At 61.4% G+C, this 25,366-nt stretch carries 21 protein-coding genes and 3 tRNA genes; 21 read left to right on the forward strand and 3 right to left on the reverse strand.

Going from position 1 to position 25,366, the window contains the following annotated elements:
• Nucleotides 1-100 precede the first annotated feature (100 nt).
• The 13 genes from serA (at nt 101) to VVR12_RS01270 (ending at nt 14,437) form a co-directional block, all read left to right on the forward strand.
• Nucleotides 101-1,693: a phosphoglycerate dehydrogenase gene (serA, locus tag VVR12_RS01210; RefSeq protein ID WP_368549295.1), complete on the forward strand. Its 1,593-nt coding sequence runs from the start codon at nt 101-103 to the stop codon at nt 1,691-1,693.
• Nucleotides 1,694-1,711: 18 nt separating this feature from the next.
• Nucleotides 1,712-3,253, forward strand: a complete 1,542-nt coding sequence (gene metG / locus VVR12_RS01215) for a methionine--tRNA ligase (RefSeq protein ID WP_368549296.1) — start codon at nt 1,712-1,714, stop codon at nt 3,251-3,253.
• Nucleotides 3,254-3,312: 59 nt separating this feature from the next.
• Nucleotides 3,313-4,746 (forward strand): threonine synthase, encoded by a 1,434-nt coding sequence (thrC, locus tag VVR12_RS01220; protein WP_368549297.1) that lies wholly within the window; start codon nt 3,313-3,315, stop codon nt 4,744-4,746.
• An 82-nt stretch (nt 4,747-4,828) separates the two neighbouring features.
• Nucleotides 4,829-5,887, forward strand: a complete 1,059-nt coding sequence (locus tag VVR12_RS01225; protein ID WP_368549298.1) for a 3-isopropylmalate dehydrogenase — start codon at nt 4,829-4,831, stop codon at nt 5,885-5,887.
• Between the two features lie 81 nt (nt 5,888-5,968).
• Nucleotides 5,969-7,084 (forward strand): branched-chain amino acid aminotransferase, encoded by a 1,116-nt coding sequence (locus VVR12_RS01230; RefSeq protein ID WP_368549299.1) that lies wholly within the window; start codon nt 5,969-5,971, stop codon nt 7,082-7,084.
• 5 nt (nt 7,085-7,089) lie between these two features.
• Nucleotides 7,090-7,863, forward strand: coding sequence for a fumarylacetoacetate hydrolase family protein (locus VVR12_RS01235; protein ID WP_368549300.1), 774 nt, complete (start codon nt 7,090-7,092; stop codon nt 7,861-7,863).
• Between the two features lie 47 nt (nt 7,864-7,910).
• Complete coding sequence (gltX, locus tag VVR12_RS01240) at nt 7,911-9,428, forward strand: glutamate--tRNA ligase (protein WP_368549301.1); 1,518 nt, start codon at nt 7,911-7,913, stop codon at nt 9,426-9,428.
• A 237-nt stretch (nt 9,429-9,665) separates the two neighbouring features.
• A tRNA-Gln gene (locus VVR12_RS01245) sits at nt 9,666-9,737 on the forward strand.
• 20 nt (nt 9,738-9,757) lie between these two features.
• Nucleotides 9,758-9,830: transfer RNA gene (locus tag VVR12_RS01250), tRNA-Glu, on the forward strand.
• 171 nt (nt 9,831-10,001) lie between these two features.
• A tRNA-Glu gene (locus VVR12_RS01255) sits at nt 10,002-10,074 on the forward strand.
• Between the two features lie 120 nt (nt 10,075-10,194).
• Nucleotides 10,195-12,048 carry a dynamin family protein gene (locus tag VVR12_RS01260; protein ID WP_368549302.1) on the forward strand — a complete coding sequence of 618 codons (1,854 nt, stop codon included), beginning with the start codon at nt 10,195-10,197 and terminating at the stop codon, nt 12,046-12,048.
• Nucleotides 12,041-13,756, forward strand: a complete 1,716-nt coding sequence (locus VVR12_RS01265; protein ID WP_368549303.1) for a dynamin family protein — start codon at nt 12,041-12,043, stop codon at nt 13,754-13,756. The genes VVR12_RS01260 and VVR12_RS01265 overlap by 8 nt, the downstream gene beginning before the upstream one ends.
• Nucleotides 13,757-13,810: 54 nt before the next feature.
• Nucleotides 13,811-14,437, forward strand: coding sequence for a GNAT family N-acetyltransferase (locus VVR12_RS01270; RefSeq protein ID WP_368549304.1), 627 nt, complete (start codon nt 13,811-13,813; stop codon nt 14,435-14,437).
• A 34-nt stretch (nt 14,438-14,471) separates the two neighbouring features.
• On the opposite strand, the gene VVR12_RS01275 is transcribed toward VVR12_RS01270, so the two are convergent.
• Nucleotides 14,472-15,206 (reverse strand): IclR family transcriptional regulator, encoded by a 735-nt coding sequence (locus VVR12_RS01275; RefSeq protein WP_368549305.1) that lies wholly within the window; start codon nt 15,204-15,206, stop codon nt 14,472-14,474.
• Nucleotides 15,207-15,388: 182 nt separating this feature from the next.
• On the opposite strand from VVR12_RS01275, the gene leuC reads away from it, so the two are divergent.
• From leuC to VVR12_RS01305, 6 genes are all read left to right on the forward strand, one after another.
• Nucleotides 15,389-16,810: a 3-isopropylmalate dehydratase large subunit gene (leuC, locus tag VVR12_RS01280; RefSeq protein ID WP_368549306.1), complete on the forward strand. Its 1,422-nt coding sequence runs from the start codon at nt 15,389-15,391 to the stop codon at nt 16,808-16,810.
• 32 nt (nt 16,811-16,842) lie between these two features.
• Entirely contained in the window at nt 16,843-17,430 is a 588-nt protein-coding gene (gene leuD, locus VVR12_RS01285; RefSeq protein ID WP_368549307.1) for a 3-isopropylmalate dehydratase small subunit, read from the forward strand.
• Nucleotides 17,431-17,775: 345 nt separating this feature from the next.
• Nucleotides 17,776-19,098, forward strand: a complete 1,323-nt coding sequence (murA, locus tag VVR12_RS01290) for a UDP-N-acetylglucosamine 1-carboxyvinyltransferase (RefSeq protein ID WP_368549308.1) — start codon at nt 17,776-17,778, stop codon at nt 19,096-19,098.
• 2 nt (nt 19,099-19,100) lie between these two features.
• Nucleotides 19,101-19,865 (forward strand): lysophospholipid acyltransferase family protein, encoded by a 765-nt coding sequence (locus tag VVR12_RS01295; protein ID WP_368549309.1) that lies wholly within the window; start codon nt 19,101-19,103, stop codon nt 19,863-19,865.
• A gap of 57 nt (nt 19,866-19,922) precedes the next feature.
• Nucleotides 19,923-20,987 carry an NAD(P)H-dependent glycerol-3-phosphate dehydrogenase gene (locus VVR12_RS01300; RefSeq protein ID WP_368549310.1) on the forward strand — a complete coding sequence of 355 codons (1,065 nt, stop codon included), beginning with the start codon at nt 19,923-19,925 and terminating at the stop codon, nt 20,985-20,987.
• 126 nt (nt 20,988-21,113) lie between these two features.
• The gene (locus tag VVR12_RS01305) at nt 21,114-22,250 is read left to right on the forward strand and encodes a D-alanine--D-alanine ligase family protein (RefSeq protein WP_368549311.1); all 1,137 of its coding nucleotides are present in this window, start codon (nt 21,114-21,116) and stop codon (nt 22,248-22,250) included.
• 7 nt (nt 22,251-22,257) lie between these two features.
• On the opposite strand, the gene VVR12_RS01310 is transcribed toward VVR12_RS01305, so the two are convergent.
• Together VVR12_RS01310 and VVR12_RS01315 are read right to left on the reverse strand one after the other, a co-directional pair.
• Nucleotides 22,258-22,761, reverse strand: a complete 504-nt coding sequence (locus VVR12_RS01310; RefSeq protein WP_368549312.1) for a DUF3515 family protein — start codon at nt 22,759-22,761, stop codon at nt 22,258-22,260.
• Between the two features lie 311 nt (nt 22,762-23,072).
• Nucleotides 23,073-23,504, reverse strand: a complete 432-nt coding sequence (locus VVR12_RS01315) for a hypothetical protein (RefSeq protein WP_368549313.1) — start codon at nt 23,502-23,504, stop codon at nt 23,073-23,075.
• A gap of 562 nt (nt 23,505-24,066) precedes the next feature.
• Between VVR12_RS01315 and VVR12_RS01320 the strand changes: the two genes are divergently transcribed.
• Entirely contained in the window at nt 24,067-24,318 is a 252-nt protein-coding gene (locus VVR12_RS01320; RefSeq protein ID WP_368549314.1) for a hypothetical protein, read from the forward strand.
• Entirely contained in the window at nt 24,315-25,361 is a 1,047-nt protein-coding gene (gene thiL, locus VVR12_RS01325) for a thiamine-phosphate kinase (protein WP_368549315.1), read from the forward strand. Before VVR12_RS01320 ends, thiL begins: the two co-directional genes overlap by 4 nt.
• Nucleotides 25,362-25,366: the final 5 nt, after the last annotated feature.

Genomic DNA, 25,366 nt, shown 5'->3' on the forward strand with positions numbered 1-25,366 from the left:
TATCGCTATGCTGGTGAACAGAACCCGCACTCATCATCATCTGCCCTGGTGACCCCCTCCATTTACTCTCCCCAACCTGCTACGTAGAGGAATATCTCCCGTGACTAAACCCGTCGTACTCATCGCCGAAGAACTCTCACAAGCCACCGTCGAAGCCCTCGGGCCGGATTTCGAGATTCGCACCACCGACGGTGCCGATCGAGAGCAACTGCTCTCCGCCATTGCCGACGTCGACGCCATCCTGATCCGCTCTGCCACCCAGATGGACGCCGAAGCGATCGGGGCAGCCCAGCGATTGAAAGTGATTGCCCGCGCCGGCGTGGGCCTGGACAACGTCGACATCAAGGCCGCAACCGCAGCCGGCGTCATGGTCGTCAACGCGCCAACGTCCAATGTGATCTCCGCCGCCGAACTCACTGTCGGGCACATTCTCGGGCTGGCACGAAACATCGCCGCCGCCGATGCCTCCATGCGTCAAGGGCAGTGGAAGCGCTCGGCCTACGCGGGCGTGGAGCTCTACGAAAAGACCGTCGGAATCATCGGTCTCGGCCGAATCGGTGGGTTGGTCGCCGAGCGGATCAAAGCCTTCGGGACCGAGGTCATTGCCTATGATCCCTTCGTGACCAGTGCCCGTGCTTCATCGCTGGGCGTGGAACTGGTGGAACTCGACGAATTGTTGCGCCGCTCAGACTTCATAACCATCCACATGCCGCGCACCCCAGAAACTCTGGGCATGCTCAACGCCGAATCTTTCCGCGCCATGAAGCACACCGCTTTTGTGATCAACGTGGCTCGCGGCGGCCTAGTCGATGAGGCAGATCTGGCCGAGGCCTTGCGCATCGGAGAGATCGCCGGCGCAGCCATCGACGTGTTCGTCAACGAGCCCGCGCAGGACGTCCCGTTTATCGGTATGCCCTCAGTGGTGACCACTCCGCACCTGGGAGCCTCCACCGCCGAAGCCCAAGAAAAGGCCGGGGTCTCGGTGGCGCGGTCGGTGCGGCTGGCCTTGGAAGGCGACCTCGTCCCGGACGCTGTCAACGTGGCCGGCGGGGCCATCGACGACGAGGTGCGCCCCGGTGTGCCGTTGGCGGAGAACCTCGGTCGTATCTTGACCTCCCTCTGCGGGGACGAGGCCTTCACGCGGGTCGAGGTCAAGATCGCCGGAGAGATTTCGACCAAGGACGTCACCTCCCTCAAGCTCGCCGCCCTCAAGGGTGTGTTCACCGATGTGGTCTCAGAGAAGGTGTCGTACGTCAACGCACCGGTCATCGCTGAGCAGCGGGGGATCGAGGTCGAACTCGTCACCACCGAACACAGCGAAGATTTCCGCAACGAGATCATTCTGTCGGCGGCCCTCTCCGCAGGTGGCACACTACAGGTCGCCGGCACCGTCACCGGCCCCAAGCACGCCATGAAACTCACCGGTGTCAACGGTTATGAACTCGAGATTCCGCTCGCCGATAACCTGTTGGTGATGGAGTACGAAGACCGCCCCGGCGTGGTGGCCTCGATCGGCATGAGCCTGGGCAAAGCCCAAGTCAATATCGCGGGTATGCAGGTCTCTCGAGCCTCGAAGGGAGACACCGCTGTAGCCGTGCTCGCCCTCGATTCGGCACCCGGTGCCGAGGTGGTAGCGGAGATCGAACAGATCGTCGAAGCCCAGCGTGCAGCCAGTGTGAACCTGGCCGAGTAAAGCGATAAGGTTAAAGCCATGACTGCAACCCCGTTTTACATCACCACCGCGATCTCTTATCCCAACGGTCGACCGCACATCGGCCACGCCTACGAGGCCATTGCCGCCGACGTCATGGCACGCTTCAAACGCCTCGACGGATTCGACGTACGGTTCATGACCGGTACCGATGAACACGGGCAGAAGATGCAGACCACCGCAGCCACGCTGAACAAGACCGCGCGTGAACTGGCCGACGAGAACTCGGCACGATTCCGCGAGATGGACGACAAACTCGGCGTGTCCTACGACCGTTTCATCCGCACTACCGACGAGGACCATTACCCGGCCTCCCAAGCGCTGTGGAAGAAGATGGAAGAGTCCGGCGACATCTACCTCGATAAGTACGCCGGTTGGTACTCCATCCGGGATGAGGCGTACTACGCCGAAGACGAGACCGAGCTTCGCGACGGCCAGCGCTACGCGATCTCGACCGGTACCGAGGTGGAGTGGACGGAAGAAGAGTCGTACTTCTTCCGCCTCTCGAAATACCAGGATCGATTGCTGGAGTTGTACGAAGCCGAGGGTTTCATCTTTCCCGAAACCCGTCGCAACGAAATCGCTTCGTTCGTGCGATCCGGTCTCAATGACCTCTCCATTTCCCGCACCACCTTCGACTGGGGTGTACCTGTACCGGGTAATGACAAACACGTAATGTACGTATGGGTCGACGCGTTGACCAACTACATTACGGGCCTGGGCTATCCCGATACCGAGAACGAACGCTTCCAAAAATACTGGCCTGCTGACCTACATCTGATCGGCAAAGACATCAGCCGCTTCCACTCCATCTACTGGCCCGCCTTCCTGTGGTCGGCCGGTCTAGAACTGCCGCGCCGCGTCTTCGCCCACGGTTTCTTGCTGGTGGACGGTGAAAAGATGTCGAAGTCGGTGGGCAACGTGGTGGATCCTTCCGACCTGGTCGACTCCTTCGGACTAGATCCGTTGCGCTTCTTCTTGTTGCGTGAGGTATCGTTCGGTCAAGACGGCTCCTACTCTGCCGAGGGCATCAAAAACCGAATCAACTCCGATCTCTCGAACGATCTGGGTAACCTGGCGCAGCGCTCGCTGTCGATGATCGCGAAGAACTGTGGTTCTGTAGTGCCTCAACCCGGTGAATTCACTGCCGAGGACGACGCCATGCTTGAGCAAGCTCGCGGGTTGTACGAACTGGTTCGCCAGGATTTTGACCAGCAGGCTTTCCACAAGGCGTTGGAGCGTATCTGGCAGGCAGTGGCCAACTGCAACCGGTACTTCACCGCCCAGGAACCCTGGAAGTTGAAGAAGACCGACCCCGAGCGCATGGCTACGGTTCTCTACGTCACTGCCGAGGTCATTCGCATTGTGGCGACCCTGGTGCAGCCGGTCATGCCGACCTCAATGGCCAAGATGCTGGATTTGCTGGCCGTCGACGATGATGACCGTTTCTTCACCGGCCTGCAGAAGTCTCTGGTTCCCGGCACTGAGCTACCCAAGCCCGAGCCGGTCTTCCCGCGCTATGAGGAGCCCAAGGCAGACTAAGCGCGACACAATGCGAGACGCGGTCAACGGGGTTTGTGCAGGCGGGTTAAGCTAGATGCATGCATTACATCTCCACGCGTGATTCAGCCGCGACCCCTGCGACTTTTTGCGACATCCTGTTGGCCGGTCTCGCGCCAGACGGCGGTCTCTACCTGCCGGTGGAATACCCTCAGCTCGATGACGTCACGCTGACCCGCTGGCGCCAGGTACTGAGCGAGGGCGGATACCCGGCCCTGGCCGCCGAGGTGTTGAAGCTCTTTGTGGACGACATCCCCGCCGAAGATATCGAGGCGATGACCGCGCGGGCATACACCTACCCGAAGTTCTCCCGCGAGGAGATCGTTCCGGTGACCCACCTTGAGAACAATATCTACCTGGGCCACCTCTCCGAGGGTCCCACTGCCGCCTTCAAAGATATGGCTATGCAGTTGCTGGGTGAGTTGTTCGAATACGAGCTGGCACGCCGCCACGACTCGCTGACGATCGTCGGCGCTACCTCGGGGGACACCGGTTCCTCGGCCGAGTACGCCATGCGAGGCCGCGACAATATCCGCGTCTTCATGTTGACGCCCAAGGATCGAATGACGCCCTTCCAGCAGGCGCAGATGTTCGGTCTGGACGACCCCAATATCTTTAATATCTCGCTCGACGGCGTCTTCGATGATTGCCAAGATGTGGTCAAGGCAATCTCGGCAGACGCCGAGTTCAAGCGCGCTAACCGCATCGGCGCGGTCAATTCGATTAACTGGGCTCGCCTCTTGGCCCAGGTGGTCTATTACGTCTCCAGCTGGATCCGTGTGACCGAAACCAACGACCAACGGGTTTCGTTCTGCGTGCCCACAGGCAACTTCGGCGACATCTGCGCCGGTCACATCGCCCGCCAGATGGGACTGCCTATCGACCGCCTGATCGTGGCCACCAACGAGAACGACGTCCTGGACGAGTTCTTCCGTACCGGTGATTACCGTGTGCGTAGCTCGGCCGATACCTTCGTGACGTCCAGCCCCTCGATGGATATCTCTCGAGCCTCTAACTTCGAGCGTTTCATCTTCGACGCTCTGGGCCGCGATGCCGAGCGAACCCGGGAGCTCTTCGGGGAAAAGGTCAAGGCTGGAGGGTTCGATCTCAGCGATGACCCGGTCTTTGCCGATCTTCCTGAAAAGTACGGATTCATCTCGGGCAAATCTATGCACGCCGACCGCGTGGCAACTATCCGCGATATTCACCAGCGTCTGGGTGTGTTGATCGATCCTCACACCGCCGACGGTGTGAAGGTGGCGCAGGGGCTTGCAGAGCAGATCGACACCCCGATCATCTGTCTCGAGACTGCCCTGCCGGTGAAGTTTGCCGAAACCATCTCGGAGGCTATCGGCCACGAACCCGAGGTGCCGCAGCGTTTCGCCGAGATTATGAAGGCCGACCGCCACGTCGCCGATCTTCCGAACGACGCCGAGGCGGTCAAGCGCTTCATCTCAGACAACACCGAGGCCTAAGGGACGGCGGCATCAAAGTCACAATATGAGATTTTGATGCCGTCGCACTGCGTTCGGGCTGCGTCGGTAATACGTTAGAAACATGACTGATACTCGTACACTCAACCTAGCCGTCATCGCCGGCGACGGCATTGGCCCCGAGGTCGTGGCCCAGGCTGAGCGCGTGCTCGACGCCGTCGCCGACCTCGAGGGATTCACCATCGACAAGACCCCTTATTCACTCGGGGCCGAACACTGGTTGCAGACGGGAGAAACCCTGAGCGACGAGACTCTCGCGCGGCTCAAAGAACACGACGCGATTCTCTTCGGCGCGGTGGGTGCCGACCCGCGTTCCGCAGAAATCCCCAGCGGCATCATCGAACGTGAGGTGCTGCTCAAACTGCGCTTCGCCTTCGACCACTACATCAACCTCCGGCCGGCGAGGTTTTACCCGGGAGCGGTTTCACCGCTCTCACACCCCGGTGAGATCGACTTCATCGTGGTCCGCGAGGGCACCGAGGGGCCGTACGCAGGAAACGGCGGCGTTCTCCGAGCAGGCACCGAGCACGAGGTAGCCACCGAGGTTTCCCTCAACACGGCCTTGGGGGTAGAGCGCCTCATCCGTTACGCCTTTCAGCTCGCCAGCACGCGGGAGCGCAAGAAATTAGCGTTGATCCACAAAACGAACGTCTTGGTCAACGCCGGTCAACTCTATTCGCGGATCTTCGAGGAGATCGCCGCCGAGTACCCCGAGGTGCACACCGATTACTGCCACATCGATGCGGCCACCATCTACCTGACCAACGACCCGCAGCGATTCGATGTAATCGTGACCGACAACCTCTTCGGAGACATCATCACCGATCAGGCCGGGGCCATCACCGGAGGCATCGGCTTGGCGCCCTGCGGCAACATCAACGCCAGCGGCGAATTTCCCTCCATGTTTGAGCCGGTCCACGGTTCTGCCCCCGATATCGCCGGGCAGAACAAGGCCAACCCGATCGCCGCCGTCCTCGCTGGAGCGTTGTTGCTACGCCACGTCGGCCTGCCGGCAGCGGCGCAACGGATCGAGGACGCGGTCGAGCACGTGATGGCCTCGACGCCGCAGACCGACCTGGGCACCGACGAAGTGGGCCAGGCGATCATCGACAGACTGACCTAGATTCCGACCAGGTCGTACACTAGAAGAGACATAGCTAACAATCGCGAGGGGATACCCCCCCCCACAAAGGATCTTGTACCCATGACACTGAGCTTTACCGTCGAAAGAAATCAGAACCCCGCCAGCGATGAGAAACTCGCCGAGATTTTGGCGAACCCTGGATTCGGCGATCATTTCACCGACCATATGGTCTCCATCGAGTGGAACGGTAACTATGAGGACGGTGGCGAGTGGTCCAACGCCAAGGTTGAACCCTACGGCCCTCTACAGCTGGATCCGGCCGCTGCGGTACTGCACTATGGTCAGGAGATCTTCGAGGGGATCAAGGCTTACCGTCACGCAGACGGATCCGTCTACACCTTCCGTCCCGAACAAAACGCCGCCCGCCTGAACACCTCGGCGCGCCGACTGGCCCTGCCTGAACTTCCCGAGGAATTTTTCATCGAGGCCATTCGTCAGCTGGTGACGATCGACGAGCGTTGGGTTCCCTCGGGTGAGGGGGAGGCCCTGTACCTGCGTCCGTTCATGATCGCAACCGAGGCCTATCTCGGCGTGCGCCCGTCGGGCAAGGTCAAGTTTATGGTCATCGCCTCGCCGGCCGGCAACTATTTCGGAACCCCCGAGCCGGTCAATATCTGGCTCTCTACCAAATACGCGCGCGCCGGGGAGGGCGGCACCGGATTCGCCAAGTGCGGTGGCAACTACGCGGCTGCGATGATGGGGCAGATCGAGGCCCAGGAACACGGCTGCCAGCAGGTGATCTTCAAGGATCCTCATCGCGAAGACGCGATCGAGGAGCTGGGTGGCATGAACGTGCTCTTCGTGTTCGGCAAAGAGCGCAAGGTGGTAACCCCGGCACTGACCGGAACGATTCTCGACGGCATTACCCGCAAATCGTTGCTGCAATTGGCACGTGACCGCGGCTTGACCGTGGAGGAACGTAAGTTCACCTTGGACGAGTGGAAGCTGGCACTCGAGGACGGCTCGTTGACCGAAGTTGCGGCGTGCGGAACCGCTGCGGTCGTCGCTCCCTTCGGCAAGCTGATTGCTGAGGACTTCGAGTTGCCACCGGCGTCCGAAGGGTTCGGCGAGATCTCCCAGTCTCTGCGCGAGGAGCTGGTGGGGATTCAGACCGGTAAGGTTGAAGACCGTCACGGTTGGCTGACCAAACTCGTTTCAGCGGGTGCGGTAGCCTAGAGGGTATGCGTATAGCTCGATTTACTGTTGACGATCAACTCCACTTCGGCGTCGTTTCGGGTGACGAAGGGGAGGAAACTCTCACCGTCTTGGCAGGCGATCCGTTTTACATGGGCGTCCAGCCCACGGAAAAGACCTACTCCTTGGAAGAGGTCCGTCTGCTCTCACCCATCATCCCGCGTTCGAAAGTGGTGGGGGTTGCCCGTAACTGGCACGATCACGCCGCCGAACTGGGCAACGAAACCCCGACGTCGGTGCAGTTCTTCCTGAAGCCCAACACCTCCGTGGTGGGCCCCGGTGACCCCATTACGTTGCCGGATTTCAGCGAAGAGGTTTCCTATGAGGGCGAGTTGGCCGTCGTCATCGGCCGCATCGCTAAATCGGTTCCGGTAGAACGGGTACCCGAAATCGTCTTCGGATATACCGTGGCCAACGACCTCACCGCTCGCGATGCTCAGCGCACCGACCTGCAGTGGACCAGGGCAAAGGGCTTCGACGGTTCTTGCCCCCTGGGGCCCTGGATCGAGACCGATCTGGCCACCGACGACCTTCGCATTCGTTCGTGGGTTGACGGTGACCTCAAGCAAGACGGCACCACCTCTGACATGGTGTTTTCGGTGGCCGAGGTGGTCTCCGCGATTTCTGAAGCGTTTACCCTGTTGCCCGGAGACGTGATCCTGACCGGTACCCCCGCCGGGGTCGGATTGCTCGAAGAGGGCAATGAGGTTGAGGTTGAGGTCGAGGGCATCGGTGCGCTCGTCAACAAGATTCGTCGCTAAATTCATTCTTAGAAAATCTCTCATAGAAAGAGTTGTGATTCCTGGTCATGACCGATAACACCGTCAAGCTGGCCGATCCAAGCGAAACACGAGTTCGTTTCTGCCCTTCGCCGACCGGCACCCCGCACGTGGGTATGGTGCGCACCGCGCTCTTCAACTGGGCTTATGCCCGTCACACCGGCGGCAAGCTCATCTTCCGTATTGAAGATACGGACGCCGCCCGCGACTCTGAGGAGTCTTTCAACCAGGTGCTGGATTCCCTGCACTGGCTGGGCATCGAGTGGGACGAAGGCGTCGGAGTGGGCGGCCCGCACGAACCCTATCGTCAGTCTCAGCGAGGCGATAAGTATCAGGATGTGATCGAGAAGCTCAAAGAGGGCGGATACGTCTATGAAGACTTCTCGACCCCTGAAGAGGTCGAAGAGCGCCACCGTGCGAAGGGCGAGGATCCCAAGCTCGGCTACGACAACTTCGACCGGGATCTGACCGAGGAGCAGAAGCAGGCCTTCCGCGATGAGGGCCGCGAACCTGTCTTGCGTCTGCGCATGCCCGATGAAGACATCACTTTCAACGACCTGGTGCGTGGCGAGATTACCTTCAAAGCCGGTTCGGTGCCGGACTTCGTGGTGGTCCGTAAGAACGGTAAGCCGCTGTACACCTTGGTCAACCCCGTCGACGATGCGCTCATGGGCATCACCCACGTGCTACGCGGGGAGGACCTGCTGTCGTCGACCCCGCGTCAGATCGCTCTCTACCGCGCGTTGGTAGAGGTGGGCGTAGCGAAGTTCATTCCCGAGTTTGGCCACCTGCCCTACGTGATGGGGCAGGGGAATAAGAAGCTCTCGAAGCGCGACCCCGAATCGAACCTGTTCCTATTGCAGGAGGCAGGCTTTATCAAGGAGGGCCTGCTGAATTACCTGGCCCTGCTGGGATGGTCGCTCTCCCACGATCAAGATGTCTTCACGATCGATGAGCTGGTGGAGCACTTCGATGTGAAGGACGTGTTGGCTAACCCCGCTCGTTTCGACGTCAAGAAGGCCGAGGCGATCAACGGCACCCACGTGCGCCGCCTGGAACCCACGGACTTCCGCAACCGTCTGGTCTGGTATCTAAAGAATGCCCAGATCGTTACGGGCGAGACCTTCGAGGAACTGACCGAGCGAGAACAGACCATTCTCACCGCCGCCGCACCGCTGGTGCAGGAGCGCATGCAACTTTTGGGCGAGGCACCTGCGTTGCTGGGCTTCCTGTTCCGCGCAGACGACGAGATCGAGATCGAGGACGCCGCGCGCAAGCAGTTGAAGGAATCGGCGCCTGCCGTTCTGCAGGCGGCGATCGACGCGCTAGAACCGATCGAGGACTTCTCTGCAGAGAACATCGAGGCCGCCCTGCGCGAAGCCATCGTCGAGGGTCTGGAAATCAAGCCGCGTTTGGCGTTTGGCCCGATCCGCACTGCCATGAGTGGTGCCAAGGTGAGCCCGCCGTTGTTTGAATCGATGGAGATCCTGGGCAAGGAGTCTTCCCTGTCGCGTCTGCGTCGTCTCTTGGCGGACGTCCAGGCCTAGTGCCCTCTCAAGTCGTATAGAGAGTTCAGCCGGGCGAGGCAACCGTGTGTTGCCTCGCCCGGTTTCTTCTTGTCTGGGAGCGGTCTCTTTGCGGGGAAGGGGAGCGGATTCAGGCGGGTTCCACCAGGTGTGATACACGTCAATCGCAATCGATTTGCGTCGGGTGAAAACCTCGTATAGAGTTATTACTCGTTGCGGAGGTCAACAAGAGAAAAACTTCGGTTGAACTTCACACAATGGGATATGGTGTAATTGGCAACACTACGGTTTCTGGTACCGTCATTCTAGGTTCGAGTCCTGGTATCCCAGCGAACATTTTCGAATGTTTTGGCCCCATCGTATAGCGGCCTAGTACTCCGCCCTCTCACGGCGGCAACACCGGTTCGAATCCGGTTGGGGTCACAGGCTAAAAATCCCTCAGCGGCAGCTGAGGGATTTTTGTTTAACGCGATGCGTGAGATGTAGCGGTGCAACATATGTTAGCAACGGCACACCGCCTGGATTTGCCGCAGGTTCCTCACAGCGTGTAGAGTTCTATCTGTTGCCTTCCGGGTAAACGGAAAGTAAACATTCGGCCCCATCGTATAGCGGCCTAGTACTCCGCCCTCTCACGGCGGCAACACCGGTTCGAATCCGGTTGGGGTCACAGCCGAAAAAATCCCTCAGCGTCAGCTGAGGGTTTTTTTATTTTAACTCTTTCTCACCACGGTCAACGCCGACCGTGATGCACCGAGAATCCACGCTGTGCTGTGCAAGAATGGTTCCCGTGGAAGATAGAACTGAAAAGCTGACCAACAGCACAGAAGCCGCCCCAGCAGGCCGTAGCGTCCAAAATATTCCCGCCTCTGACGCCACTCCGCAAGGCGGAGCCGGTCAGGCGAGCGAGTCCATTGACGCGGAACTCGAGGCCGTCCGCTCTGCGCGCCATACGGTAGCGGCGGTTGGCCTGCCGCTGGAAAACGCCGGAGTCGAAGAAGACCGCGCTCTGGTGGGCCGCACCGTGACTCAGCTCGACGATTATGTTCTGCCGCGCCTGGCGTCCTTGGACGCCCCTCTGACCGTGGTTGTGGGCGGCTCAACCGGTGCTGGTAAATCCACCCTGGTCAATACCTTGCTGGGGGAGCCCATCACACGTTCGGGCGCGATCCGACCCACCACGCGCCAACCTGTTCTCATCCACCGCGCCGAAGACGTCGAGGCGCTCACCCCGGCGCGTATGCTTCCGCATCTCGAACGTATCGAGGCGCGCGGACGCGGCGACCTCGTAGGCGCCGACCACGCAGATGACGATCAGATCTTCACCGTGGCAACCGACTCGATACCCGCAGGTATCGCCCTCATCGACGCGCCCGATATCGATTCCGTCAGCGAAGACAACCGCCGCCTCGCCAAGCAGTTGCTCTCGGCGGCGGATCTGTGGCTCTTCGTCACCACCGCCAATCGCTATGCGGATGCCGTGCCCTGGGAACTGCTGAAAGAGGCAGCCGCGCGAGATATCACCATCGCGGTCATCCTCAACCGTGTGCCCGAAGGCTCCGAAGACGAGATCGAAGACGACCTGCGGCGGATGCTGACCGAAGCCGGCATCGACCCCGCATTCCTGCTGACCGTCACCGAACAAGAGCGTGACAACAACGGGATGCTGCCCGCAGTAGCTCTGGCACCGCTGACTTTCTGGTTGCGACAACTGGGGTCTGACTCCGCCGAGCGTTCGCGCATCGCCGCCCAGACGCTGGAGGGCGCGGTGCGCTCGGTCGCTACTCGCATGCACGAGATTTCTACGGCTCAAGCGGAACAAACAGAAACGCTGAACCGACTCTCGGCCGCGGTGCTCAATTCTTACACCCGCGCGCAAGCCAACATCATCGATTCCACCCAAGACGGTGCGCTACTGCGCGGAGAGGTGCTCTCGCGCTGGCAAGACTTCGTGGGCACCGGAGAATTCTTCCGCAGCCTTGAGACCGGCATCGGTCGTCTGCGCGACCGCATCTCTAGCTACATCAAGGGGCAACCCTCGCAGGCCGTGGAAGTGGAAGAGGCGCTCGAGGTGGGCCTGCATCAGGTCATTCTCGATGAGTCGGCCAAGGCCGCCGAGAACATCCAGCGCTTGTGGCTGGAAGAACGTGCCGGCCGTGCCCTGCTGGCCGGTGACGATCTGGCTCGGGTGGATGAAGACTTCCCCGAGCGGGTCGGGGAGGGCATTCGCGCCTGGCAGCAAGACGTCATGGAAATGATCGCCGCCGAAGGTGCCGACAAGCGGCAAAAAGCCCGCTTCATGTCGCTGGGTGTCAACGCCGCAGCCGTGATCCTCATGGTCGCGGTCTTCTCCACCACGGGCGGACTCACCGGACTGGAGGTCGGCATCGCAGGTGGATCCGGCGTGGTCGGCACCAAGTTGCTCGAAGCGGTTTTTGGTGAGGACGCGGTGCGCCGCATGGCGATCGGTGCCCGGAAGAACCTGGAATCTCGAATCCACGAATTGTTGGATGAGCATTCCGAGCGGTTCACGGCTCGCTTGGACGCGATCGAGCTGGGCCCTGCCCCGGAGCTGATCGACCAGAAGACAACCGGTGTAGAACGCGCGGCCGCCGCGCTGAAGGGAAAGACACATCGTGGCTAAGCAGAACGCGCCCATGCCTGGGCACTCTCTGGCGCAGCGCATCGAGGGCATCGAAGAGGCACTGGACCTGGCACAGGGCAGAGTTGATCCCGACGCGCTAGACTCCGTCTCTGCGTTGCTGGAACGTACCCGTAGCCGCCGCGAGCTCTCGGCGGAACACACCGTCATCGGATTCTTCGGCGCCACCGGATCGGGAAAGTCGTCGCTGTTCAACGCGGTCATCGGATCGAAGGTGGCCACCAGCGCGGCCCGCCGCCCGACCACGTCCACCGCTCAAGCGGCCATCTGGGGCAAAACAGGCAGCGAACAGCTCCTGGACTGGCTCGAGGTGGAAAACCGGGTCTTCATGGACGGCTCCGCCGAGCAAGCGGCCGAGTCGCTCAACAGCGCCGAGGTGCCCAAGGACGGCGGCCTATGGCAGCGCATGAAATCTGCGGTGGGCCGTGCAGAGACCGAAACCCGTAACGGCGGCCTGATCCTGTTGGATCTACCCGACTTCGACTCGGTCGAAAAGTCCAACCGCGCGATTGTCGAGCGCATGGCCGGTTACGTGGACGTATTGGTCTGGGTTTTCGACCCGCAGAAATACGCAGACGCAGTGATCCACCACGAGTTCATCAAACCCTTGGCTGAGCACGGGGCGGTGACCATGGCGGTGCTCAATCAGTCTGACCGCTTGGCCACCGGTGAGATCGCGGGCGTCCTCGATTCCTTGCAACGCCTGCTCGCCGAAGACGGTCTCACCGGCACGATGCTCGCTGCGCCGATCGCGGTCTCGGCGCGCACCGGCGACGGTATCGACCGATTGCGGAGCGCGCTGGGACGGGTGGCCGTCGAGAAATCGGCTGCGGTGCAGCGCATCGAAGCTGACCTGGATACCGCCGTCGATCGATTGCTGGAACACGATGGCGGCGGGGAGCCGGTGGGCGTGACTTCGGAGGCGGTCGCCACCCTGGAACGCGACCTTTACCAGAGCGCCAACGCACCGGCCGTGGTCAAGGCGGCGGGGGAGTCGTATAAGTTGCACGCTTCCTCCCATACCGGGTGGATCCCGACGCGATGGCTGCTGAAGATGCGTAAAGACCCGCTGAAGCGGCTGAATCTCCACCGGGAAGACAGCGGCGCCGAGATTACTCGCTCCTCCCTTCCTCCTTTCAGCCCCGCACAACGCTCGGCTGTCAGCTCGGCGATCCGCCACTTCGCCAACGACGTCTCCGACGGGGTGGGTGAACCGTGGAGCCACAGCATCCGCACTGCTGCCCGCACCCACGAGGAGCAATTACCCCAGGGGTTGGAACGGGCCATTTCGTTGACCGACTTCAAAGCGCAGAAGAAACAGTGGTGGTGGTCGGTGCTGAACGTGGTGCAGTGGTTGTGCCTGGTGACGATGGTCGCCGGTTTGGTATGGCTAACCGCTCTGGCCGTGGCGGCATATTTCCAGATTGTCCTCCCGGATCCGCCCACCGTTCAGGGATTCCCCCTGCCTGTTCCTACCCTGTTGGTGATCACAGGATTGTTTGCGGGAATTCTCGTCGCACTCTTTGGTAAGCTGATTGCACTTGCAGGGCACCGCATCTATACGCGCCGCATCGCGGCAGGCATCGAACGCAATATCACGGATGTCGCAGAATCGTATGTGGTTGCCCCGACGACCGAAGAAATTCGGCGTCACAGCACCTTCCGCGAGTTATTGGGGAATGCTCGCTAGTCAACTAAGAGGTATACAGTGGTGGATCCGGCTTCGCAGGAAGCTTTAATATGCGTGCGCGATTATCGCGACGCCGACGAATCGGCGTGGGTCGCGTGCCGTCTGCGGGCCTTTTTGGATTCCAGCTATCGCGATGACGTGCAACAACACCGCGAAAGGTATCGGAACCCCGCGGTGCGCCTGGTCGCCGAGCATATGCCCACCGGAGAGCTTATAGGGTTTCTCGACATCGAGTACGAGTCGAGCCCCGGGCAAGTATGTAATTTCCCGGACGCCCGGGGCGGGGTGATCTGGCATCTCGGCGTGGTACCTGAATACCGCCGGGCCGGGATCGCGACCCTCATGTGGGAGAAGGCGCAACTGCAACTGATCGCCGCGGGGGTAAGTCGGGTGCAGGCGTGGTCGCAGGACGACGAGCCTGCCTCTCGCTGGTATCGGGACAACGGATTCGCCGTGAAGAGCTCGTATCTGAATGTGTACGTGCGTGGCTTGATGGGCCATTTCCCCCTGAAGAAACTCTTACCGATTTCTTCAGGGGACTGGCAGTACGGGCATGTGCGTTCATTGAACTTCGAAGCCCCCATCGAGGACCGCGCGAAGCTGGAACCGCTCAGCTATCGCATGCACGAGGTGCGCGAATACGAGCGCACCATCGGCCATAAGGAGCCGAAGGCGGCGTAGCGCCCGCCCCTCGGTGAGGCTACGGCAAGACGCGTCAGTGACGCAACGCTTCGGTGAGCTGCGCGGCGGCGTGGCACACCACCTCAGCGTGCAGGCGACCCGGCTGCCGTGTCAGTCGTTCGATCGGTCCCGAAATCGAAACCGCCGCGATCACCTTTCCCGCAGGATTGCGGATCGGTGCGGAGACCGAGGCCGTGCCGCGTTCGCGTTCGCCCACCGATTGTGCCCACCCGCGGCGTCGTACAGCGGCCAGCATGGTCGCGGTGAAGCGGGCATTGCGCAGACCCTCAACCAGTCGAGTGTGGTCTTCCCAGGCGGTGAGCACCTGGGCGGCTGAACCCGCTTTCATCGACAGCTGGGTGCCCACGGGGATGGTGTCGCGCAGTCCGATGGGACGTTCGGCCGAAGCCACGCACACGCGCCAATCGCCTTGGCGGCGGTAGACCTGCGAGCTTTCCCCTGTGACGTTGCGCAGATGATTCAGCACGGATCCGGACGCTGCGATCAGACGGTCTTCACCCGCCGCGGATGATAGCTCACCGAGTCGGGGGCCCAACATGAAGCGTCCCTGAACATCTCGAGCCACGAGGCGGTGGTGGGCTAGCGCCACGGCGAGCCGGTGGGCGGTCGGTCGAGCCAACCCGGTGGCCTCGACGAGTTGTGAGAGCGTGGCGGGGCCGCTTTCGAGACAATTGAGAATGAATGCGGCCTTATCTAACACCCCCACGCCTGAGGAGGTGGACTGTTGCGAGGAGTTCTTGTCACTCATGGGATCTCCCGTCGGCGGTGAGGTGTCGTTGATGAATAGTTTTGCAGATGTACGAATGAGTATGCTGCGTTTTCACCTCTAGTGTGCCATTCTCATAATGTGATATGCAAACTCCGAGAATGAAGCTCCCAGATTTTTTCGCGACAGAATAGAGCCAGCTAGACGAACCAATGGAGGAACAGATGGCTGGCAGAGAGACTACCACCCCGCGCACCCTGGCCGAAAAGGTCTGGGACGCGCACACCGTCGTCCGCGGTGAAGGCGGCAAACCCGATCTTCTCTACATCGACTTGCACCTCGTACACGAAGTGACCTCGCCCCAGGCATTCGAGGGGCTCCGCCTCGAGGGTCGTCGCCTGCGCCGTACCGACCTGACTCTGGCTACCGAGGACCACAACACACCCACCCAAGACATCTTCTCAACGATCGCAGACATCACCTCGCGTACCCAACTCGAAACCCTCCGCAAGAACGCCGCGGAATTTGGGGTACGCATCCACTCCCTGGGTGATCCCGACCAGGGCATTGTGCATGTTGTGGGCCCCCAACTCGGCCTGACTATGCCGGGGATGACTGTGGTGTGCGGCGATTCGCATACCTCCACCCACGGAGCCTTTGGCGCGCTCGCCTTTGGTATCGGTACCTCAGAAGTCGAGCATGTGATGGCCACACAAACGTTGCCCCTGGCTCCCTTCAAAACCATGGCGATCAACGTCGAAGGAACGCTCCAACCTGGTGTCACCGCCAAAGACATTATTCTGGCCGTCATTGCCGAAATCGGTACCGGGGGAGGGCAAGGCTATGTGCTCGAATATCGCGGCTCGGCGATCGAAAACCTGTCGATGGAAGGCCGCATGACCATCTGCAATATGTCCATCGAAGCAGGTGCCCGCGCCGGGATGGTGGCCCCCGACGAGACCACTTTCGAGTACATTAAAGGCCGCGAGCACGCGCCGCAGGGAGAGCTGTGGGAGCAAGCCGTAGAGTATTGGAAGACACTGCCCACCGACGAGGGAGCCACCTACGACCGAGAGGTCTTCCTCAATGCCGATGAGCTAGAACCCTTCGTCACCTGGGGAACCAACCCGGGGCAGGGATTGCCGCTCTCGCACCACGTCCCCTCGCCCGAGGACTTCAGCGACGCCAACGACCGAGAAGCCGCCACCAAGGCTCTGGAATACATGGGCCTCACCGCGGGCACACCGTTGAAGGACATCCCGGTCGATGTGGTCTTTTTGGGCTCGTGCACGAACTCCCGCATCGAGGATCTGCGCGCGGCAGCAGAGATCGTCAAAGGACGCCGCGTGGCCGAGGGCGTGCAGATGCTGGTGGTGCCGGGTTCGCAGAAGGTGCGGGCCCAGGCCGAGGCGGAAGGTCTGGATCTAGTGTTCAAAGACTTTGGCGCAGACTGGCGCTTCGCCGGGTGCTCAATGTGCTTAGGTATGAACCCCGATCAGCTGCAACCGGGGCAACGGTGCGCCTCGACGTCCAATCGAAACTTCGAGGGCCGACAGGGCAAGGGCGGACGCACCCACCTGGTGTCCCCGCTCGTGGCGGCTGCAACTGCGGTTCGGGGCACCCTCAGCTCCCCGGCCGATCTTTAACCCGAGACGTTCGAGACGAAGGACTCAAAGAGATGGAACCTATCATTCGACATACCGGGATCGGAGTGCCCCTGCGGGCCTCCAACGTGGACACCGATCAGATCATCCCGGCGGTATACCTCAAACGCGTCACGAAGACGGGCTTCGACGATGCCCTCTTCGCCAACTGGCGCAAGAGCGATGAATTTATCTTGAACCAGCCGCCGTACCGGGAGGGATCTGTGCTGGTGGCCGGGCCCGACTTCGGTACGGGTTCATCTCGTGAACACGCGGTATGGGCGCTCAAAGACTACGGCTTTAAAGTCGTGATTTCCTCGCGCTTTGCCGATATCTTCCGGGGCAACGCCGGTAAGCAGGGATTGGTCACCGCGCAGGTAGCCCAAGATGACGTGGAGCTGTTGTGGAAGACCCTGGAGAACGAACCCGGCTCGACCATCACGGTAGATCTTGCCAAAAAAACCATCGACTGTGGATCGTTGACGGTTACTTTCGCGATCGACGACTACGTGCGATGGCGTCTGATGGAGGGTCTGGATGACATTGGGCTGACTCTGCATCACGAAGCGGAGATCGAGCGGTTCGAAAACCGCAGGCCAGCCTGGTTGCCTCGCACTCAATAAATTCAGTTATCAAAATGGACCCGACATACGCGACTTTTGTTGCGGGTGCCGGGTTCTTTTCGTGCGCGGTCGCGAATCTCACAGGGGAAGCCGCGACTGTGAAGTGGCGGGTGATAGGCGGTGATTGGCTGAGATGAGGCGGGCTGTAGCGCAACTCTTCCCCGCAATACAATGGCCCATGAGTAAACTTTCTGTCCCCATATGATTTATTCTTAAATGAACGTAAATGCTCCTGTCTAACCTGCAAAGTCAGGTGAGGCCGGGGCGTGAAAACTTAAAAGATGTCTGCTCGGCCTGACCCCACATAGACCAGGTCGACGACACGAACTACACGATGGGAAGCATATGATCAGCGCACTGCGAATCGAAGGCGGGAACCCGCTGACCGGTGAAGTCAAGGTACGCGGAGCCAAAAACCTGGTGCCTAAGGCTATGGTGGCCGCGTTGTTGGGTTCGACCCCGTCCGTGCTTCGCAACGTCCCCGAGATCAAAGACGTTCAGGTGGTGACCGACCTCGTTGAACTGCACGGCGTCTCGGTGCACCTGGATCGCTCCAGCGGCGAGCTGACGATGGACCCGTCCAAGGTATCGTTGGCCAACCACGCCGATATCGACGCCCACGCGGGCGACTCCCGCATCCCGATCCTGCTGTGCGGCCCGCTGCTCCACACCATCGGGGAGGCCTTCATTCCCGACCTCGGTGGTTGCCGTATCGGCGACCGTCCGATCAACTATCACCTGCGCGTCCTGGAGAAATTCGGTGCCAAGGTCGAGAAACTTCCTACCGGTATCTCCATGAAGGCTCCGGCCGACGGCCTGAAGGGCGCGAAGATCCATCTCGAGTACCCCTCCGTGGGTGCCACCGAGCAGGTGCTCCTGGCAGCTACCCGCGCCGAGGGCAAGACAGAGCTGACCGGTGCGGCCATTGAGCCCGAGATCATGGACCTCATCGCCATTTTGCAGAAGATGGGCGCGATCATTACCGTAGAAACCGATCGCCAGATCATCATCGAAGGCGTCGAAGAGCTCAGCGGCTACACCCACACCGCGCTGCCCGACCGTAACGAGGCAGCCTCCTGGGCCTCGGCGGCCCTGGCCACCGGCGGCGACATCTTTGTGCGCGGTGCCAACCAGAAAGACATGTCCACCTTCTTGAATGTCTACCGCAAGATGGGCGGCGGCCTGGACATCGGGGATGAGGGTATTCGTTTCTACCACCCCGGTAGCGACCTCAACCCGCTGTTCGTCGAGACCAACGTCCACCCCGGTTTCATGACCGACTGGCAACAGCCCCTGGTGGTCGCCATGACGCAGGCGCAGGGTGTCTCCGTTTTGCACGAAACCGTGTACGAGAACCGCTTCGGTTTCACCGACGCGCTGGTTCGCATGGGCGCCACCGTGCAGATTCACAAGGACTGCCTCGGCCCCACCGTGTGCCGTTTCGGTCACCAGAACTTCCGCCACTCGGCCATCATCACCGGTAAGACTCCGCTCAAGGGTGCAGACATCAATGTGCCCGATCTGCGCGGTGGCTTCTCTCACGTGATTGCCGCGTTGACTGCCGAAGGTGTTTCCAACGTCACCGGCGTATCTGTAATCTCTCGCGGTTACGAGCACTTCGTGGATAAGCTGAACGATCTCGGCGCACAGTTCGAGGCCATCGACTAATCATGGGCGCACCTACGAACAAGCAGCCGTTGCCGGAACTCAAGCCCACCGCGTCCGGAGACGCCCTGTACAAGGGCCTCGGATCGGTGGCGCGAGTGCTGTATCACGGGCTTTTTAAGCTGTCGTTATCGGGCCAGGAGAAGTTGCCGCGCGATCGCGGGTACATCGTGGTGGCCAACCACATTTCTGAGGTTGATCCGATCACCGTGGCTTATCCCGTGTACGTCACCGGCACCCTGCCGCGGTTCTTGGCTAAGGAGTCCCTCTTCCGCGCCCCGGGCTTGGGCATCATTCTGCGCAAGCTCGCCCACATCCCCGTGGCGCGCGGCTCGGTCGATGCCCGTAAGTCCCTGGTCACCGCGCAAAACGTGGTGGACGCCGGGGGAGCGGTCATCATCTACCCCGAGGGAACCCTGACCAAAGACCCCGAGCTGTGGCCCATGCAGGGACGCACCGGGGCGGCACGGTTGGCCTTGGCTACCGGTGCACCCGTCTATCCCGTGGCGCACTGGGGTGATCAGGACTTCCTACCTCCGCACGGCAAACCGCGGTTCTTCCCGCGCAAGAAGGTGCAGGTACGCGTAGGCGACCCCATTGATTTCTCCCACATCGTTGATCGTGCCGAAGGTAAGAAGTACACCCGCGACAAACTGGCTGCCGTCACCGAGCACATGATCTCCGAGGTGACCTCACTTTTGGCTGAGATCCGCGGTGAGGCCGCGCCCCAGGAGCGGTATAACCCCGCAACCGGGCGTCGCGAATCCTAACGTCGGAATCGGTACGGTCCCATCCTGGGTGCAGCAAAGCGAGAAGAGGTTAAACGAATGAACCTGGCAGTCAGTAAGGTTGCCGTTCTAGGCGCCGGGAGCTGGGGCACGGCGTTTGCCAAGGTGGTCGCCGACGCCGCGATGGAGTCTTCGTCGGGAGTACAGGTCAGCCTCTGGGGCCGCAACGAGCAGGCCATGGCCGAGATGGCGCGCACCGGGATCAACTCTAGATATTTCCCCGATCACCGCCTTCCCGAGAATCTCGTTGCCACCGGGGATCTTTCGCAGGCGCTCACCGGCGCAGAGATCGTGGTCTTAGCCGTCCCCGCGCAGAATCTACGCGAACAATTGCACGCTGTCGCCCCGCATCTGGGGGAAGATGCCGTGATGGTTTCGCTGGCCAAGGGTCTGGAACAGGGTAGCGGTTTGCGGATGTCCGAGGTCATCACGCAGGTGCTGACCGGGCATTTTCCGCACCAGTCTGCTGAGCAGATTGACCGTCGGATCAGCGTGCTCTCCGGGCCGAACCTGGCGCGCGAGATCATGTCCGAACAACCCACCGCCTCGGTAGTGGCTGCTCACGACGAGCAGATCGCAGCGTCCATTGCCGCCGTCTGCGCCTGCTCGTATTTTCGGCCCTATACGGGTACGGATATCGTGGGCGTGGAGATCGGAGGGCTCGTCAAGAACGTCATTGCCCTCTGCGTGGGCATCTGCGAGGGACGCAACTACGGTGACAACTCCAAGGCCTCGGTCATGACGCGCGGCCTCGCCGAGATCACCCGGCTCGCCCTCGCACTGGGGGCGGATGGCGCGACGCTCAGCGGCCTGGCAGGCATGGGCGACCTCATCGCCACTTGCTCCTCCCCGCTGTCCCGCAACCACACCGCCGGGCGTTTATTGGCCGAGGGTATTGATCCTGATCAGCTCTCTACTGTCATGACCCAGACAGCGGAGTCTGTGAAGACCGCGCCGGTGGTCGCCCAGCTCGCGAGGCAGCACGGTGTGGAGATGCCTATCACGGAAGCGGTGGTCGCCGTGCTCACCCATCGCCTCTCCGTCGAAGATCTCGCCCCTCAGTTGCTGGGGCGACGTTTGAAGACGGAAAATCCGCATCGCTGAAAATAGGTGAAGAGGATAGACTCGTCACCGAAGACAACAACTTGAGAACCCCAACGCAACCCGCCCTCATCGTTGACGGAGTTGCGCCCCCGAGCACAGAATCTGTGCAGAGATGAGAAAGCCAGCATGACTACTACCTCACCCGATACCTCCGCCAAGACCACCGTCGCGTTGTTGACGGGTGGCCGTTCTTCGGAACACTCGATCTCTCTCATCACTGCCTGCGGTGTGCTGTCAGCGATCGACACTGAGAAGTACGACGTGGTAGCTATCGGCATCACCGAAGACGGCCGCTGGTTCCTCACTGATCACGACGAGCTGAAGCGGCTGACCGAGGGTAACTCGATGGCCAAATTCACCGGGGGAGAGCATCAGGTCTTCCTGCCGTTGGGTGCCGGTGACACCCGCCTGCGCTACATGGATTCCAACGAGTCGGTCACTATGGGCCCGACGATCGACGTGGTCTTCCCGCTCTTGCACGGCCCCTTCGGTGAAGACGGCACCGTTCAGGGTCTGTTGGAAATGGCCGATCTGAAATATGTCGGTTGCGGCGTAGCCGCCTCGGCCATTGGCATGGACAAGCACTTCATGAAAATCGCCTTCGAGTCGGCTGGCCTGAAGGTTGGCCCGTATGAGGTGGTGACCAAGCGTCAGTGGGATCACGACGCAACGGCCGCGAAACAGCGCATTGCGTCGTTGGGATTCCCCGTCTTCGTGAAGCCCGCCCGCGCCGGTTCCTCCTTCGGCATCACCAAGGTAGATGCGGAGAACCAATTGGATGCGGCCATCGCCGAGGCCCACCGCTTTGACCCCAAGCTGGTGGTTGAGGCCGGCATCGTTGGTCGTGAGATCGAATGCGCTGTGCTCGATGCGCCCCACGGTGGCACACCCCTGGCCTCCTTCCCCGGAGAGATCGTGGTGAACGAGCAAGCTCACAGCGGTTTTTACGACTTCGAAGCGAAGTACATTTCTACCACTGACGCTCGTACCCAGTGCCCGGCAGACCTGCCGGAAGACGTGCAAGCGAAACTGCGCGAGCTGGCCGTGGAGGCCTTCTTGGCGCTGGACGGCGAGGGTCTCTCGCGGGCCGATTTCTTCTATACCACCGACGGTGAAATTATCATCAACGAGGTCAATACCATGCCGGGGTTCACCCCGATCAGCATGTACAAGACCATGTGGGAAGCGACCGGGAAGTCGTATTCAGACCTCATCGATGAGCTGATTCAGCTCGCATTGGCGCGCCCGTTGGGCTTGCGCTAACCAGCGATTAGAGGGAGAGCGTGTCGTCCACGTTCTGGCACTTCTTGACCTGGGGTAACTGCGCCACAGCGGAATTGAGGTCGATGAGCAGGGACGACGAGCTCACCTTATCTGCGTTGAAGGTGATCTGCAGGTTAGGGCTACGACCGTAGGTCGTTGCCGCCCAGGTGCCCTTCGCTTCGGTGTTCTTTGCCTCCGCAGAATCGGTAGGTTTGAGAATCCAATCCACCCCGTTGACCGAGGCACAGGGGTCGGAGACCGGCTCCTGAACCTGCACGCCGCACGTGACGATCACTTCGGCGGGGTCTCCCCAGGCGGTGGTCGCCTGCGCGGTGGTCTCTCGTTGCACCATACCCGCAAGTTCTTCCGGCATCGCCACCATGGCCCGCGCGCAGTCGGGGTTATCGGCGTCCGGAGCCGGGTTCAGGTGAACGGCTGAGGAGCCGCAGCCTGCCAGGACGAGGACGCCGGTTGCGGCGAGAGCGGGCACGAAGCGGGAGGCGTGGGACACGAAGATTTAACCTCGGACTTTCTCACTGGTCGGTAGTGCGATAAAAACGCACCTGAAGCGGCTAAACGGAATCTGCTCTTCATTCTAACGTTACGCCGGTGTTAGCTTTCCCACGGACAAGCCCAAAGGGGGCTGGTACAGTATCTGACGTGCCGGCCCACAGCGAGGTGAAGTGCCTCCAGTGCCGAACCATACAAGCTGTCGAGCGGGTAGAGGAGGTAGAACCCCATGATGCATTTCAACCGCTATCACGCGGTCATGGTAGCCACGGGTGCGCTTATGGCATTGCCTATCACGGTCACCTCCGCCACTCAGAGCTCCGTGCAGGTTTCTCCCTCTCCCGGAATGACCGTGAGCGCCGCGCCTTTCGTGACGCCCTCTGCGACAGACACTGCCCAGGTCGCCGCCACTGCTGCGCCTTCGACGGCACCCACCACGGCACCGACCTCCTCCCCGACGCCCACACCGACTCCGCAGCCTTCCGATTCTCCGATGACCTCCCCGGCGCCTACCTCGACGCCGGCTCCCACCGAGACGCCAGCCTCGACGTCGGCACCAACTTCTGCACCGGCTCCCGTACCGGCACCCACCACGGCACCGACGTCTACTCCCGAGCCTTCGCCGGCACCCACCAGCGCGCCCACCGAGCAACCCGCTCCGGTACCTCCGGCCAGTGATACCCCGGCGCCGGCACCTACCACCTCGGCGCCGGCTCCCGCTCCGGCGCCCACCCAGCCCGGCACGCATCACACGACCCAGCCGCAACCGGCACCGCAACCAGAACAGCCCCAGCCAGCTGAGACGCGACCGCAGCAACCGGACCGCGGTGAGCACCGTCCGGCTCCCGCTCAACCTGCCCCTCGGACCGAGGGACCGGACCGCGGTGAGCACCCTCCGGCTCCCTCTCAACCTGCCCCTCGGACCGAGGGACCGGCGCCTGCTACACCTTCGACCGCGCCACATACCGTAACGCCGCAACCAACGCGCCCTGCACCTCAGACGCCTCAACCTGGCCTGCAGGGGCCATTTCGTGCGGAACCGCGCCCCGTAGCGACTGAACCCGGCCGCCCGACAGCTCCCGTCTCATCGCGGCCCCAGCACGTAGCCACTGAAGGCAACCACACTCGTTCGTCCGCGCTGGCGCCTTTCGCCATCCAACCGCCGCCCACCGATACCCCGCGTGATTCGAAGATTCAAACGGTTGACTTCAACGCCGCGCTCTCTTCTTACACCACCGGGAACTGGCAGGCGCGTGAACCGTCGACTGTCGATCCGCTCCACGCCCAGAGCTGGGTCAGCGACTTTGTGCGCGACGATACTGCGCACCAAACCCACGGTGAGTCTGGCGACATCACCGGTGTGTTGGGTGCCTCGGGCAATGACTACAACGCCGGTCAGATGCGCGCCGACATCAATCGTCTCGGCGAAGCAATCGTCACCGGAAAAGGCCCGTTGATCCTCTTCACGATCCTCGGAGCAGGTGTCATTATTTACGTCACGCGAGAGTTCGCTACCTCGGGCAACAGCAACTCCCCGCACAAGCACCACGACCAATGACCGCTTCAGAACCTCAGCAGACCGTGGGAAGCATGAGCGAGAGGCAGCTCCTCGCCTCGTTCACACCCATACTCAGTGAGCACAACGACCGGGTGAACGCGCGCGGAGGCTCCCGATTGAAGCTAGGTCCCGGTGATGACTGCGCCGCGATCGATCTCAACGGCGGCCAAACCGTCATCACCTGCGACACCCTCACCGAGGGGTTCGACTTCCGCACCCGCTGGCCCAGCGGCTACCGCACCACGGGTTTCGACCTCGGATACAAGGCAGCCACGCAGAACCTCGCCGATGTCGCCTCAATGGGAGCCGAACCCATGACGATCGTGGTCTCGGTCAGCTTGCCCGCCCAAACTCCCGCTCAGTGGTTGCCGGATTTCGCCCGCGGCCTCGTGACCTCCTGCAACGATCAACAGGCCTGGCACTGCACTATCAGCGGGGGAGACCTCGGCGGTTCAAAAGAGTTGTCGATCACGGTCACAGCTGTCGGACTGTGCACCACCGCCCCGGTCACTCGTTCCGGTGCGGGGGTCTCCGACGTCGTGGCCGTCAGCGGACGCCTAGGGTGGGCGGCGGCCGGGCTCAGCCTGCTGGATTCCACGGATTACGATCCCTCCGACCCGGCAATCTCATCCCTGATCACCGCGCAAACTCGTCCCGCTGGTGCGATGCGTGCGGGTATCTCCGCCGCGTCCTGCGCCACCGCGATGATGGACGTCTCGGACGGGCTCGTCCGCGACGCACAACGGATCGCCGCAGCAAGCAGGGTGAGTATCGACCTTGACACCCAGGCCTTGGCGCGCCGGGCGGAGAAACTACTCCCAGCTGCCGAGATGCTCGCGGGGCCAGCATCCGCGTTCGACACAGCTCTGACATGGGTTCTCTCCGGTGGTGAAGACCACGCCATGCTTGCCTGCTTCGCCCCCGGACACGTGCCCGAGGGGTTCGAAGTCGTGGGTCTTTGCACCTCGACCTCCGGTTCACATGAAGTCACCGTCGATGGCAAAGAACCCGCCGCCCTCGGGTGGGACCACTTCGGAGCCTAACCGGC

Origin of the sequence: Rothia sp. LK2588 (assembly GCF_040946465.1) — a bacterium.
Taxonomy (GTDB): domain Bacteria; phylum Actinomycetota; class Actinomycetes; order Actinomycetales; family Micrococcaceae; genus Rothia.